Below are 13,854 nucleotides of genomic sequence, written 5' to 3' on the forward strand. Positions count from 1 at the left end.
ACAAAAAACGACGATCACAAAAGATATTAAGACTCTCTTTACCATTATGACGGTAAGGATAGTTTTTGCTATTTTAAAAAATGGGGAAACTCATTTATGCTTCTATACTTGACATTAACTACTTTACTACAAAATATCAAAATAAGATAAAAAAATTAAATAAATATACATCTTTTTAATTTTTTTATTCTAATAAAGCAAAAAACTGATATTTTCTACTTTTAAAAGTAGAAAATATCAGTTTCATCCTTAAAACTATAAATTATCTTTTTCATGCTGAAGCAGCCATTTCTTCCGCCAGACTCCTCCTCCATAACCACCTAATTTACCATTACTCGCAATTACACGATGGCAAGGTATAACAATTGGAATGCGATTTCTATTATTAGCATTCCCTACAGCCCTATATGCTTTATCATTTGAAATCGACTCTGCTACTTCCTTATAAGAAAAAGTATCTCCATAAGGAATCTCTTTTAACTGCTTCCAAACTTTCTTTTGGAAATCTGTTCCAACTAATTTAAGTGGAAGTTCAAATTCTTTCCTCATCCCTTTAAAATATTCATTTAACTGTTTTTTCACTTCTAATAAGAGAGGAGTCTTTTCTTCCTGATAGCGTTTCACTTCCTGAAATTTAAGACTTCGTAATTTTTTCTGATCTATCTGGATTTCCAACAGACCAATTGGTGACTTATAATATGCAACATTATAATTAGTAGTTAACTCTTCCGGGGAAATTCTTATCTTCTTTTTCATTACTAAAAACACCTCAATCACAAGGGATTAATACTTATAATTAGCAATTTAGTTTTAAATCTCTTTATAAAAATATTTATTTTCCATTTAAATCTTCGTTAATATCCTCTTTTTTAGTTGCTATAGAATCAGCCAGATGGAGAAGTCTTACATCAGGATAAAGTTCCTCAGCTCTGCTTCTTTTTCGTTCATCAAAAGGTCCATAAGGTCCCATATGATAAGTAATTGCAAGTATATCTCTTTCCTCAAGTTCAATAAACTTTGTCGCCTCAAGAATTGCTCTCATTGAATGATTTAACGGTAAATTGTTTTCATTATAATTCCAGTCACTTCTAATATCTGGTGGTGCTACATTTCTTCCATCCTTAAACCACTTTATTAGGTCACTGGCATATTCTTTGGAAATAATAAATTCTTTATTCTCTACATATTTATCGAGACCATAATTGTTATATAAATCCATATTATCTCTTACCAGACTTCGCAAAAAGTTATTCTGTCCGGGAGTTATTGTATGCTGCATTTCCGACGTATAGGCAAAACATTTTTCCAAATCATGTAGAGAAGCCTGAATAATAATATTTTTTCTTGGAATTCCAGCATCTATTTCTTCATTTAATTTTAAATATTCTCTTTTAACATTTTCAGTATGTTCTAAAAGACCTCCAGTTAGATTTAAATGATGTCTGATACTGGCAGGTTTTTTATAAAAGCCAATTTCCTCTAAGAACCCCAATAATTTTTCAATTCCATTTTTTCCTGTTTGTTTAAGATCTTTAATAAAATATTCTTTCATTTCCTTCATTTCTGCACCTCTTGTAGATTAATAGCTTTTTAACTCCATTGTTCTGATTTTTCTTAGTTATCTATCAAATTTTAACATTTAAAGACTGATAAAACAAGTAAATTTATAATCTTGAATAAAAAAACTGTTTAACTGCAGTTCAAAAAACTCTGCAGCTAAACAGTATCAGTTTAAAATATTCAGTAACTTAAATATTTTCTATTACTCTACTTAACCTCGATTTTATTTCGACTGCTATCTCCCTAACCTTTTTGTTTTCAGACATTCCCAGCGCTTCCTCGGGATCAATAGCAGCTACCTTAGTTTTATTATTGTCTTCAAAAACAATAACATTACAGGGAAGAAGCAGCCCAAGCTCAGGTTCTTCACCAATACCTTCAAAGGCAAAAGCAGGGTTACAGGCTTCTAAAATAACATAATTATTCATCTCTTTATCCAATTTATCTTCAAATGTTTTTTTCATATCTATTTCAGCAAGAACACCAAAACCTTCTGTTTTTAATTCATTTTTTACTTTATCAACAGCTTCCTGGTAAGAAAGTTCTACACTCTTTTGAATTCCATATTTACTCATAATTTTCCTCCTTTAAATTTTAGATAATCATTTATTTATCCTAATTATTTAAGTTATCAATAATTTCTTTTAACTCTTCCTTAGTGATTTCACCTTTAGCATATCGTTCTCTAGCTATTTGTTCTGCTGTATCTTCATTTCTTCTGGATTCAACCTCTTTTCTATTTTCAAAATCTCTATGTCGACTATAGTCAGAATTCCCATTCCCTCTATTATTATTCCTATTATATTCTTTAAAGAAATAATAAACGACACCAATAATTACAATCCAAAAAATAAATGAAAAACCTCCACCCATCATTCCAGGGCCAAATCCCATCATCATTACCCCTCCTGCTTTATTATTTTAATATAAAACTAATAAATTCTTTTATAATAAATTGACTTATATCCATACCTCTTTAATACCACTGATTAAGCCAGTCTTGCATCATAAAAATTTCCTGTCTCTGACTATCTCTTATACTTCTGGCAAGTAGAAATACAGATCGATGTTCAGCCAAATCCTGTACAATTAACTGCTGTGACATCATAACTGCCCCCATATGGTGAAAAATCATATCCTGTAAAAATGCATAATCTAATTCTTCACCACTGAGACCTTTATAATCGCCCATCATCGGCTGATACTGATAATTATTTGTTTTATCAGGATACCACTCAGCCAGGTATTTTTTCATTTCTTTAATCTCCTGAGTCTGTACCTTTATAATATCTTTAGCAAACTTCCGCATCTCTTCCCTATTTGTATTATCTCTCAAAATCTTTGCCTTAGAGACTGCTTCTTCATGATGTGGTATCATCTTAACCAAATAATCATACTCGCTGTCAACTGATTCCATCATTCCTGGTCCCATCATTGCTCCCGGACCAAATCCCGGTTGGGCAAAAACAATGGATACAGCTCCAAAGACTAAAAATATAGTTAAGAATAATATTAATCCTTTACTCATTCTAAATTCCTCCTTTTAACCCCTGGGTACCCCTGTAACGTATCTTAAACATAGTATAACACTCAGGTTTATCTCTGTCAACAATAATATCGCAATTGTTAAATATTAAAAAGTGCTACCCAGATCAACTTTCTTCAATATTTATTATAAAAAACAAATGTGAATAAAATATGAATTAATTTAAATAATTCTTTGCTAAAAAAGAGCAGCTGCAGCTGCAACCACTCTTTCTAAAATAAATATTTATTTAACTAAATTTATAATTTAACGATAATTCTTCCTTTTGATTCCCCAGCCAGCATTTTATCAATCTGGTCTTTTAAATCTTCTAAAAATATCTGGGTTGAAAAACTGTCTATTTGATCTAATTTCCAGTCTGAAGCTATTTTTTGCCAAATATCTTCTCTTAAATCTCTTCTGCACTGAACTGAATCTATTCCAATTAAACTTATTCCTCGTAAAATAAATGGATAAACATTAAGATCCAGCCTGGCAGATGCAACATTTCCGCAGCAGGTCACAGCCCCATTATATTTGGTTGATTTGATGGCAGTAGAAAGCATATTACCCCCAACAGTATCAATCACTCCATCCCACTCTTCTTTTAAAAGCATTTTACCTGAGCTATTATCAATTTTTTTTCGATCAATAACATTTTTTACACCTAAATTATTAAAATAATCTTTTGCCTCAATTTTCCCAGTAGCTGCCGTAACATTATAACCAGATTTTGATAAAATAGCACAGGCAAAACTACCAACACCCCCAGAAGCTCCGGTAACTAAGATTTTTTTCTTTTTAACACCCGCTGCTATAAGTTTATAAACTGACAGCGCAGCTGTAAAACCAGCAGTACCATAAATCATACTTTCTCTTAAAGTCAGATTACTCGGTAATTTGACTGCCCATTCCGAAGGTATTCTAATATATTCCTCAAAACCACCATCAGTATTCATTCCTAAATCATAACCAGTAACAATAACTTTATCTCCTTTTTTATAAAGACCACTCTGATCCTCAACAACAATTCCTGCTGCATCAATACCGGGAGTGTGGGGATATTCTCTGGTTACACCTTTATTACCTATAGCTGACAGGGCATCTTTATAATTTAAAGAAGAGAATTTAACCTTAACTATTAAATCACCTGCTGGTAGATCTTTAATTTCTTTATCAACAATTTTTCCTGTAAATTCTTCATTAACTTCACTTACTTCAAATGCCTTAAATCTTATATTTTTCATTTATTTATCACTTCCCATAAATTATTTTACCATATACATTTTTAATATAAAATAATTATAGCTGACCAATAAATAATTGCACTGTAAATGAAACAACTACAACCAGAGAAGAAACTATAAAACCATGAAATAATGGTTTAACACCGGAAGCAGATACTTCTCTAAAATTGGTAGTTAATCCAATGGCACCTAATGCCATAACCATCATAAATTTAGATATTGAAGCAATATTGCTGCTTAGCTCAGCCGAAACAAAACCCGTACTTTTAATACCCACCATTAATAAAAAAAGCAAAATAAAATATGGAAAAATACTTTTTACATTTACATTTTCATCCTGATAATCTGATTTTATTCCCAGTTTTTTATTTTTACGAGCATTAATAATCGAAAAAATCATTACTATGGGCACTATTGATAAAGTTCGCGTTAATTTTACAATAACTGCAAAAGCACCTGCAGCATCAGAAAATGTATAAGCTGCTGCCACCACTGATGAAGTATCATTAACTGCTGTTCCCGCCCAGAGTCCAAAACCCAGATCACTCATGCCAAAATATTTTCCAGCTATTGGAAAAAGAATAACCATCATTATATCAAAAATAAAAGTAGCTGAAATTGCATAAGCAATATCACTATTATCCGCTTCAATTGTTGGAGCAACTGCAGCTATTGCAGAGCCTCCACAAACTCCAGTTCCAGCCGAAATTAAACTAGAGAGCTTCCAGTTCATATTAAATAGTCGACCAAAAATATAACCTCCCCCAAAAGCTGTCAGCAGAGTAAAGGTCATTACGATCAGAGAATACCCTCCAACTGATAAAACCTGAGAAAAACTTAAAGTAAGCCCCATTAATACAATTGCCATTTTTAGAATCTTCTTTGAGACAAATTTGATTCCCAAATTAAAAATAGGAATTTCTTTAATAATCGGATTTAATAACATCCCCAAAATTAATGCAAAAACGCTGGCACTGATCAAATGCATTGGTATGCAAGTACTTACTGCTTTGGCAGATAAAGCTAATAAAATTGTAAGAAAAATTCCCGCTATATAATCTGTAGTATTTCTCATTATATCTCCCCCTTATTGATTTCACACTTGATTTTATAACATAAAACCGATAAAATAAAATTATAAAATTTTATAAATCAATAAATTTAAATTATAGGTGAGATAAAATGATAAATTTTAGACATCAAACTTTTTGGCATTTATGTAGAATAAAAAACTATACGAAAACAGCTAAAAAATTGCATATTACACAACCAACTGTAACTCAACACATTAAATATTTAGAAAAAAGCTATGGAGTCAAGTTGTTTAATTATAACGGTAAAAGTTTAGAAGTTACTGAAGCCGGAAAAAAATTATATAAGTATACAGAACGAATGATTGCAGATAGTAAAGAAATAGAAAAGAGCATTGGGAACACCTCAGGAATAAAAAACATAAAATTTGGTGCAACGCTTTCCATCGGTGAATTCGTAATGCCTAAAATATTAAACAAAGTTATGCAAAATCATGCCGAACTGAATTTTGACATGCTGGTTGAAAACACAGAAAATCTAATCTATAAATTAAAACAGGGCAAAATTAATTTTGCAATTCTGGAAGGATTTTTTGATAAATCCAAATTTGGTTATAGACTTTTCAGCAATGAAAAATTTATTGCTATCTGCTCTAAAAATTCCAAATACAGCCAGCAGATATTTAAACTGGAAGATCTCTTAGATACTCGCTTGATTTTAAGAGAAAATGGCTCCGGTACGCGTGAAATTTTAGAACAAATTCTTTATACAAATAATTTAAGTACAGATAGTTTTCGCAGTACAATAGAGATTGGTAATTTAAATGCAATCAAAGAGCTGGTTACACATAATAAGGGAATATCATTTATGTATCAGACAGCAGCTAAAAAAGAATTAAAACAAAATATAATCTCTAATTTACAAATTAGTAATTTTAATATTGAAAGAGAATTCAATTTTGTTTATTTAAAAAATAGTGTTTTTGAAGATCAATATCATAAATACTTTGATTTATTTAATCATTTAAGAAGAATATAGCAAAACTGCTCTGAAATATTGAATAAACAGAGCAGTTTCTTTAAGTTATATTTGATTTTTAAATCTTATAAATGTTCTACCATTCTATCACTTAAAGAAAGTAATGCAGTTTTCTGTTGCAGTCCCTTAATAAATCTTTCTGGGATTCTGGAAAAACCAACTTGAGCTCCGATTAAGGCTCCAGTTAACATTGTTCTAACCTGGTTCTGGCCACCTCCATTGAGGGCATTCAGTACTCCAGCTTCAAAATCATCTTTAAATCTGGCAGATAGATAGTAAACAGCAGGCAGCATATGATAAATTGCACAGGGCATGCCATAAACAATTGAAGCTTTCCAGGCCGGCTCAATAACTATCTCTGGGTCTTCAACTGCTCGTGCCATATAAGATGGTGAAAGCAGTGCATCCGGGGAGGCAAACATCCCCTCACCATAGAGGTCAGATTCTTTAACCATATTATCTCTAGCTGGTGGATTTAAATTATCAGAAGTTACTTTGTGAAAAGGTAATTTCCCTTCATCCACAGCCTGCATAAGTTTTGCTGAAATTTCTGGATCAAGCTTTTCTCCCTGAACCAATAGAGCCAGAACTGAGCTATAAGCCACAGTTAAAGAACCAATTAAATTATCTGCTTGAGTTAAAGCCGTGTTATCAGTTATATTAAGGCTCAAAGCCTCAAGATCATCAGCATAGAAAATTGCCATAGCAATATTTCTTTCAATGGCCTCAGTTGTATCAGCATTACCGGCAACCTGATCCCAGGGTAGTCCTTTTTTAACTCGTGCCCGCCAGAGATGCCTCATTGACTGGCTCGTATATCCTCCCGGGCCAGCCATCGCCTTCCCGGAGATTTTTGGCAAAAAATCGTTGTCCATCATTTTACAGAAAGCAGCCTGATCATACCCCTCATTTTCAATTAAATGCTCAGCCATCATTTTCAGTAAAATCCCAGCCTGAGATATTTCTCCAGCCTCAAGGCCACCATGATATCTATCCGACTTAGGCTCAGTATAATCATCAATCCACTCACCATATTCTTTACGCATCTCTTCCAGGTCATAATACCAGTGGGGTCCAACACCAAGAGCTTCTCCAATAAAAGCACCCATTAAAGCACCTTTTGCCCTTTCTTGCTTAGTAACCATAATTACAGCCTCCCCCTTTTAAATTAGCCAGAATTTAAAAATTAAAATTCTATTTTTCTATTTTATTTTCTTTAATCAGCTTTTGTTTTAGCTCATATAATTTATCCGAAAGATCAACCTTCATTATATGAGGATTGGTCAGCCTTTTATATTCTGCTCCTAGACTCTCTTTTTCCTTCTCTGCATATTCCTTAATTTCAGCAACCTGTGGAGAATCATAAACTAATTTACCCGTTTTAAAAATTGGTTTCATCATTTCTCTAAGTTGATAATTCCCTTTTTTCAGAGTTGTGGTTTTCCAGGTGTCTCTGGCATCAAAAAGAACTAAATCTCTGTCAGCACTAATTACTTCATCCTTTAGGGCAATCAAATCTGCTCTAATTTCTCCCGATCTTTGATCATAAATTCTAATCAATTTTTTATTGCCGGGATCAGTCATCTTTTCAATATTATCAGAAAGCTTAATTTTGGGCTGGTCATTATACTCGCTCATCTTATAAACTGCTCCAAATGCAGGACAGTCATAAGAAGTAATCAGTTTTGTTCCTACACCATAGAGATCGATCTGAGCTCCCTGCAGATTAAGAGAGCTAATAATATCCTCATCAAGATTATTAGAAGCAACTATTACAGCATCCTCCAGACCGGCCTGATCAAGCATTTTTCTGGCTTCCTTAGAAAGATAGGCGAGATCTCCACTGTCCAGTCTAATTCCAAAAAGTTCTGAGTCAATTCCTTTATCCTTCATTTCTTTAAAAACCTTGATTGCATTGGGTACTCCTGATTTTAATGTATCATAGGTATCAACGAGGAGTATAGCACTATCGGGAAAATTATCCGCATAGGTCCGAAAAGCTTCCAGTTCACTTTCAAAGCTCATCACCCAGCTGTGCGCATGGGTGCCGCTGACCTTAACTCCAAATTTCTTACCGGTTAAAACATTGGAAGTCCCCGAACAACCCCCAATCACTGCAGCCCTGGCTCCATAAGTTCCTGCATCCGGACCGTGGGCCCGTCTAAGACCAAATTCCAGTACACTCTTACCCTGAGCTGCCTCTGTGATTCTGGCTGCCTTTGTTGCAATTAAAGCCTGATGATTAATAAAGTTCAAAAGTGGAGTTTCCAACAACTGGGCCTGTAAAATAGGCGCCTCTACTTTAAATAAAGGTTCTTTTGGAAAAACAACACTCCCTTCAGGCACTGAATAAATATCACCTGTAAATTTAAAATCTCTTAAATAGTCTAAAAATCTTTCCTTAAAACCCTGAGTCCTCAAATATTCTATATCCTCTTCTTTAAACTCTAAATTCTCTACAAATTCAATTACCTGTTCTAAACCTGCAAAAACTGCATAACCATTATCACAGGGATTTTCTCTGTAAAAAAGATCAAATACTGCCTCTTCTGTTTTTCCCTTTTCACAATATCCCTGGGCCATTGTCAGCTGATAAAAATCTGTTAAAAGACTTAAATCTCTCATTCTAATCAACACCAACCTTATTTTATATTTACTGTTTTATAAGATTTTAACATTTAAGAATAATCAAATCCAGTCATTTCGTTTAAAAAGCCAGTATTCAATACCAATAATAACCAGCATTAAAACTGAAAAAATTCCAAAAGCAGCACTGCTTTCAGTTCCCGGCATCCCGCCAATGTTAATCCCAAATAAACCTGTTAGAAATCCTAAAGGTAAAAAGATACTCCCAACTATAGAAAGTATATACATTGTTCTGTTCATCTGATCATTAATTTTATTATTTAATTCTTCCTGAACCAGGGCTGCCCGGTCCCGAATAGTATCCAGTTCCTCAATCTGTCTGATTGAACGGTTGGAAAACTCATAAATATATTCTTTATCATCTTCCTCCAGCCAATTAATTTTTTCCTTATAAAGTCGGGCCATAGATTCCCGCTGGGGAACTATATAGCGGCGGATGATAACTGCTTCTCTTCTTTTTTCAGAAATCAGCGAGCGCAGTTTAGATCTTTCTGCAGTTAAAACTTCTTCTTCCATCTCATCAATCTGTTCTTCAATATCATAGATATAATCACTAATCCGATCTATCACACCATCAAGCACCCTGATTAAAAAATCAGCAGTATTTCGGGGACCATCACCACTCTGATAACTTTTATCGATATCATCAATTGTAAATACTCGCTCACTGCGGGTAGTAATTATTCTGCCGGGCTCAATCCACATATGCAGAGAAACCATATCTTCTTCATCTGAGTCAGGATTTAAATTTAAGCCTCTCAGGTTAATTAAAATACCGTCCTCATCTTTTAAAACCCGGGGTCTGGTTTCTTCGGAAATCAGTTCTTTAACTACAATATCAGATAAGCCACTTTTTTCTTTTAACCACTCTTTTGCTTCTGCTTCCAGCACATTGAGGTGATACCAGCTAAAGGAAGCTTGAGTTTTATTGGAAATTTCTTCAGTTAAATTCTCCATCTTTTTAATATAATCTTTTTCTACATAATAACCTGTAATCAGTGCAGCCATAAATACCCCCTTTAACTAAAAGGTGCCTCCATCCCAGCCCCACATTGACCCCGGGGCATCGGCAAATTCAATATAAATTCTATCCTGTTCTATTTCCAGCTCTTTTTCTATGAATTCACAGATAAATTGAGACAGTTCTTCGGTCATTGACTGCTTTAAACCAATACTTTTAACTTCAATAAAGGCTGTTTTTTCAGTGCTGCCGCCAAAAGTCATCTTCAGCTCAGCCTCCAGAGCTGTCATAATATATGATTCCGGCTTGCTAAGCTGTTTTGCCATCTCAGCTGATAATTTTTTTAATAATTCTTCTTCTCTTTTTACTTTTTGATTTGTCTGAACTTTAATAAATGGCATTAAAACCACTCCTTTTAATTTTAGTTGAATTATCTTTATTCACTTAAATTGCGAACTATACCATATTTCCTTAAAACTATTAAATCAGCATCAATTCTGCCGCTGGTTTCAGGAGCATAATCTACATCAATCAGCTCAATGAATTCGGCTGTATAATCCTTTAAAACTCCATTATATTTAACCCATTCACTGCCCCTTTTAAGCTCTAAAATTACTCTTTCTCCAATATAATCCTCAAGCAGTGGCTCATAGGAAGTTTCAACCAGTCCGTAGAGTTCATTTTTCATCTTATTAACTTCTTTATCATTACTGCTGATAGCTGCTCCAACAGGAGTTGTTTTGGAAAAATGGCTTGTCAGTAGATTGATTATTTCAATTACAGCATCTTTAATAATTTTTAAGAAATTTAAAATAGAGCGCCTGACCCTGCGCCAGCGGGAAGGATGAAATGTTTTTTTGAAATCTTCTTCTCTTAACTTTTTTCCTTCTTCAGTCAAATCTTTGTGATAACGGACAACTGCCTGAATATCTGGATATTCATTTTTATAGAGCAGAAAGCTTAAAAATTTTAGATTCTGATCATCCTCAAGCATTTCTGGATAGTTAAACTTTAAGCCTGAACTTTTTAAATTCAATTCTCCCTTATACTGCTGACCATTTAAAAGTTCTAGAGTGACCAGATCATCTCTAAAATCCTTAAGACATTTATCTTTTTTTATTTTTCTTAACACAACTGCCAATAATGCTGAAAGAACAATAAATATAATTGCTATAGTTGTAGCATCCAAAATTTAACCTCCTCAGCCAAGAAATTTATCCAGACAGGTGACAAAAGAAATCTAAAATTTAGCTGTTGTCAATTTCTTTAATTACCCGGGCCGGATTTCCTCCAACAAAATGATCTGCCGGTACATCCTTAGTCACAACTGCCCCGGCTCCAATCACAGCATTATCACCAATTTTTACTCCCGGCTGAATAATAGCTCCCCCACCAATCCAGACATTGTCACCAATTTCAACTGGATAGCCAAGTTCCCGACCTGAATTGCGGGCATTTTCCTTTAAAGGATGAGTTGCTGTATAGATCTGAACTGCAGGTCCCAGCATTACATTAGTTCCAATTGTAATTGTATTTACATCGAGCATAACACAGTTATGGTTTGCATAAAATCTCTCACCAACTTTGATGTTATAGCCATAATCACAGTAAAAATTGGGCTCTATGTAGGGTTCTTTATCTGTCTGAAGCAGTTCTTTTAAAATCAGCTTTTTCTTTTCACCTTCCTGTGGTGCCAGATTATTATACTTATAGCACAAATCCTTTGCTCGAGCTCTATCTTCTATTAATTCCTCACAGTGAGGGTTGTACATCTCTCCTGCTAACATTTTTTCTTTTTCTGTTTTCATAATAACCACCTTTTATATTTATTTACTATCTATATCCATATTTAAACAAAAAGAAAGAAATTCCTCTATTTGAAAACCCCTTTTCGGTGAGTGAATGGCCAAATTATTTAGCTCTCATCCTCCTACAGCAGAAAGAATAAAAAGATTGCGCCAGGCAAGATAAAGTATTAAAGTTATTTAAAAAATTATTAGAAGCCAGAAATCTTCTAGTTAATAAGAAGGTTTCTGGCTTTTTGTTTATCAGATTATTCATACCAGCGATTCACATCATAGCAACATCTGAAAAAACAGCCAGGATTTGGTGCAATCTCATTTTATGATTTCCAGGCCTTAGGATTGAGTAGAATAATTAAAGGAATAATTTCAAGCCTACCGGCAATCATTCCCACTATCTGAACTATTTTAACAACTGGAGATAGAGATACCAGTTTATCGACAGCAATAAAAGAAGGTCCTATATTACCGACTGCTGAAAACATTGTTGAATAAGCCTCCCAGCTGCTAAGATCTGAAAATAAGGCAGTTATAATCCCTCCGGCTGCAATTAAAAAGAGCCAGAATGAAAATAAGCCGGTCAGTTTAAAAATTTCATCTTTATCCAGTATCTGTTTATCTACAGTTACCGGCAGCACAGCATGAGCAGGATAATAGATTTTTTTAATATCCCTTTTAAAAAGTCTGCCCAATATTTTAATTCTCATGACTTTAATTCCCCCAGAGGTCGAACCAATACTCCCACCAATCAGCATTAAAATCAGAAAAAACATTTTAACTGCAGCTGGAAAAAAGCTGGAGTTTATATTTTGAGTGCTAAAACCGGTTGTTGTTAATAGAGCTGTAATTTGAAAAAGACTTTTCCTAAAAATTTCTTCAGCAGAACTGTCAGCTGTTTTTAAAATAATTACAGCTGCAGAAATTATGACAGCTGAATATATTACTATTTTAGAATAAGTTTTAAATTCCCCATTATTGATAACCCCTTTAAAATCCCCGGTAAAAAGTCGATAGTGGAGTAGAAAATTAACACCACCCAGAAACATAAAGAAGATAATTACATATTCAATTAAAATATAATTCTCAAATCCGCTGGCAGCAAAATAGCCGATACTCTGATCATAGTGTGAGAAGCCACCAGTAGAAATAGTCGTAAAACTGTGGGTTAATGCATCAAAAAAACTGAGTCCAAGCAGCTTTAAAATAACTGTTTCCGCCAGAATAAAGAAAATATAAATACTCCAGAGTATCTTGACTGTTCTATATATATTGGGAACCGGTCTGGAAACATTAAATTTATGACCTTCAGCACTAAAAAACTGCCAGGTCTCTCCTCCTGCCCGACTGGCAATTAGTAGAAAAAATGTTAAGATACCAAGTCCCCCAAGAAATTGCATTAAACTACGCCAAAAAATAATCGACTTTGGAAGCAGATCAAGTCCACTAAAAACTGTAAGACCGGCAGAAGTAAAACCAGCAGTTGACTCAAATAAAGCATCAATAAATGTTTTTTCAACTCCAATTATAAAGGGAAGAGCACCAAATAAAGAAACAATAATCCAGCTGAAAGCACAGAGCAGCATAGCTGTTGTAAGATTCATTTTAATATTATTTTTCTGCGCCAGAGCCCTCAGGAAAAAGGCAGCAAGTCCTGTAAATAATACTGCAAAATAATATGCCTGATATAATTGATTCCCTTCATCATAAAATAGAGAGATAATTAAAGGTATAATCATCATTGGTGCCAGCAGAAATAAAAGCTGACTGAGATAATATGTAATTGTATTTAAGCGAGTCGATTTAAACACAAACTATCCCTCCCAAAATAAATTTAACTACTTTTATTATACAGGGCTTTTATTATAAACAACAGGCTTAAGTGTAAATATTTTTCTAAAATAAAAATTATATCTAAGTATTTTGTAGTCTAAAATACAATTAGAAAACATGATAAATTGTATAATTAAATGCACGCGGTGATTTGATAAAAAAATAGACACATACCTGTACCTTTTGTATAATGTTAATAACCACAAAAACATT

15 protein-coding genes are annotated in these 13,854 nt (G+C 33.6%); 1 reads left to right on the plus strand and 14 read right to left on the minus strand.

The features are described 5' to 3' along the window. Positions 1-255: 255 nt before the first annotated feature. The 7 genes from DFR80_RS14270 to DFR80_RS14300 all read right to left on the minus strand — a co-directional run bounded on the left by DFR80_RS14270 (position 256) and on the right by DFR80_RS14300 (position 5,407). Entirely contained in the window at positions 256-756 is a 501-nt protein-coding gene (locus tag DFR80_RS14270; RefSeq protein WP_114490383.1) for a methylated-DNA--[protein]-cysteine S-methyltransferase, read from the minus strand. 76 nt (positions 757-832) lie between these two features. Next, on the minus strand, positions 833-1,561 hold the full coding sequence (locus DFR80_RS14275) for an HD family phosphohydrolase (RefSeq protein WP_233493924.1): 729 nt from the start codon (positions 1,559-1,561) through the stop codon (positions 833-835). 187 nt (positions 1,562-1,748) lie between these two features. After that, the gene (locus DFR80_RS14280; RefSeq protein WP_114490384.1) at positions 1,749-2,135 is read right to left on the minus strand and encodes a DUF302 domain-containing protein; all 387 of its coding nucleotides are present in this window, start codon (positions 2,133-2,135) and stop codon (positions 1,749-1,751) included. A 40-nt stretch (positions 2,136-2,175) separates the two neighbouring features. Further along, positions 2,176-2,457 (minus strand): SHOCT domain-containing protein, encoded by a 282-nt coding sequence (locus DFR80_RS14285; RefSeq protein ID WP_114490385.1) that lies wholly within the window; start codon positions 2,455-2,457, stop codon positions 2,176-2,178. A 79-nt stretch (positions 2,458-2,536) separates the two neighbouring features. Then, the gene (locus DFR80_RS14290; RefSeq protein ID WP_114490386.1) at positions 2,537-3,088 is read right to left on the minus strand and encodes a DUF305 domain-containing protein; all 552 of its coding nucleotides are present in this window, start codon (positions 3,086-3,088) and stop codon (positions 2,537-2,539) included. Between the two features lie 257 nt (positions 3,089-3,345). Continuing rightward, positions 3,346-4,332 carry a YhdH/YhfP family quinone oxidoreductase gene (locus DFR80_RS14295; RefSeq protein WP_114490387.1) on the minus strand — a complete coding sequence of 329 codons (987 nt, stop codon included), beginning with the start codon at positions 4,330-4,332 and terminating at the stop codon, positions 3,346-3,348. Positions 4,333-4,387: 55 nt separating this feature from the next. Further along, positions 4,388-5,407: a YeiH family protein gene (locus DFR80_RS14300; protein WP_114490388.1), complete on the minus strand. Its 1,020-nt coding sequence runs from the start codon at positions 5,405-5,407 to the stop codon at positions 4,388-4,390. Between the two features lie 107 nt (positions 5,408-5,514). On the opposite strand from DFR80_RS14300, the gene DFR80_RS14305 reads away from it, so the two are divergent. Further along, positions 5,515-6,402, plus strand: coding sequence for a LysR family transcriptional regulator (locus DFR80_RS14305; protein ID WP_114490389.1), 888 nt, complete (start codon positions 5,515-5,517; stop codon positions 6,400-6,402). 65 nt (positions 6,403-6,467) lie between these two features. Here DFR80_RS14305 and DFR80_RS14310 read toward each other — a convergent pair whose 3' ends face one another. The 7 genes from DFR80_RS14310 to DFR80_RS14345 form a co-directional block, all read right to left on the minus strand. After that, positions 6,468-7,547 carry an ADP-ribosylglycohydrolase family protein gene (locus DFR80_RS14310; protein WP_233493928.1) on the minus strand — a complete coding sequence of 360 codons (1,080 nt, stop codon included), beginning with the start codon at positions 7,545-7,547 and terminating at the stop codon, positions 6,468-6,470. 49 nt (positions 7,548-7,596) lie between these two features. Next, positions 7,597-9,033 (minus strand): nicotinate phosphoribosyltransferase, encoded by a 1,437-nt coding sequence (locus tag DFR80_RS14315; RefSeq protein ID WP_114490397.1) that lies wholly within the window; start codon positions 9,031-9,033, stop codon positions 7,597-7,599. A 57-nt stretch (positions 9,034-9,090) separates the two neighbouring features. Beyond that, a complete protein-coding gene (locus tag DFR80_RS14320; protein WP_114490391.1) occupies positions 9,091-10,056 on the minus strand; it encodes a zinc transporter ZntB in 966 nt (321 codons plus the stop codon). A gap of 15 nt (positions 10,057-10,071) precedes the next feature. Then, entirely contained in the window at positions 10,072-10,410 is a 339-nt protein-coding gene (locus DFR80_RS14325) for a phenylpyruvate tautomerase MIF-related protein (protein WP_114490392.1), read from the minus strand. Positions 10,411-10,445: 35 nt separating this feature from the next. Further along, positions 10,446-11,198: a hypothetical protein gene (locus DFR80_RS14330; protein ID WP_114490393.1), complete on the minus strand. Its 753-nt coding sequence runs from the start codon at positions 11,196-11,198 to the stop codon at positions 10,446-10,448. 58 nt (positions 11,199-11,256) lie between these two features. Then, on the minus strand, positions 11,257-11,817 hold the full coding sequence (locus DFR80_RS14335; RefSeq protein ID WP_114490394.1) for a sugar O-acetyltransferase: 561 nt from the start codon (positions 11,815-11,817) through the stop codon (positions 11,257-11,259). Positions 11,818-12,131: 314 nt separating this feature from the next. Beyond that, on the minus strand, positions 12,132-13,619 hold the full coding sequence (locus tag DFR80_RS14345) for a TrkH family potassium uptake protein (protein ID WP_114490395.1): 1,488 nt from the start codon (positions 13,617-13,619) through the stop codon (positions 12,132-12,134). Positions 13,620-13,854: the final 235 nt, after the last annotated feature.

The organism is Halanaerobium sp. ST460_2HS_T2 (assembly GCF_003337665.1).
Classification (GTDB): Bacteria; Bacillota; Halanaerobiia; order Halanaerobiales; family Halanaerobiaceae; genus Halanaerobium; species Halanaerobium kushneri.

What these genes read in the sequence shown, in the direction of transcription:
- DFR80_RS14295 (WP_114490387.1), bottom strand. Translation starts at nt 4,332, where the DNA reads ATGAAAAATATAAGATTTAAGGCATTTGAAGTAAGTGAAGTTAATGAA.
- DFR80_RS14290 (WP_114490386.1), bottom strand. Translation starts at nt 3,088, where the DNA reads ATGAGTAAAGGATTAATATTATTCTTAACTATATTTTTAGTCTTTGGA.
- DFR80_RS14280 (WP_114490384.1), bottom strand. Translation starts at nt 2,135, where the DNA reads ATGAGTAAATATGGAATTCAAAAGAGTGTAGAACTTTCTTACCAGGAA.
- DFR80_RS14320 (WP_114490391.1), bottom strand. Translation starts at nt 10,056, where the DNA reads ATGGCTGCACTGATTACAGGTTATTATGTAGAAAAAGATTATATTAAA.
- DFR80_RS14270 (WP_114490383.1), bottom strand. Translation starts at nt 756, where the DNA reads ATGAAAAAGAAGATAAGAATTTCCCCGGAAGAGTTAACTACTAATTAT.
- DFR80_RS14305 (WP_114490389.1), top strand. Translation starts at nt 5,515, where the DNA reads ATGATAAATTTTAGACATCAAACTTTTTGGCATTTATGTAGAATAAAA.
- DFR80_RS14275 (WP_233493924.1), bottom strand. Translation starts at nt 1,561, where the DNA reads ATGAAGGAAATGAAAGAATATTTTATTAAAGATCTTAAACAAACAGGA.
- DFR80_RS14285 (WP_114490385.1), bottom strand. Translation starts at nt 2,457, where the DNA reads ATGATGGGATTTGGCCCTGGAATGATGGGTGGAGGTTTTTCATTTATT.
- DFR80_RS14300 (WP_114490388.1), bottom strand. Translation starts at nt 5,407, where the DNA reads ATGAGAAATACTACAGATTATATAGCGGGAATTTTTCTTACAATTTTA.
- DFR80_RS14325 (WP_114490392.1), bottom strand. Translation starts at nt 10,410, where the DNA reads ATGCCATTTATTAAAGTTCAGACAAATCAAAAAGTAAAAAGAGAAGAA.
- DFR80_RS14335 (WP_114490394.1), bottom strand. Translation starts at nt 11,817, where the DNA reads ATGAAAACAGAAAAAGAAAAAATGTTAGCAGGAGAGATGTACAACCCT.
- DFR80_RS14310 (WP_233493928.1), bottom strand. Translation starts at nt 7,547, where the DNA reads ATGGTTACTAAGCAAGAAAGGGCAAAAGGTGCTTTAATGGGTGCTTTT.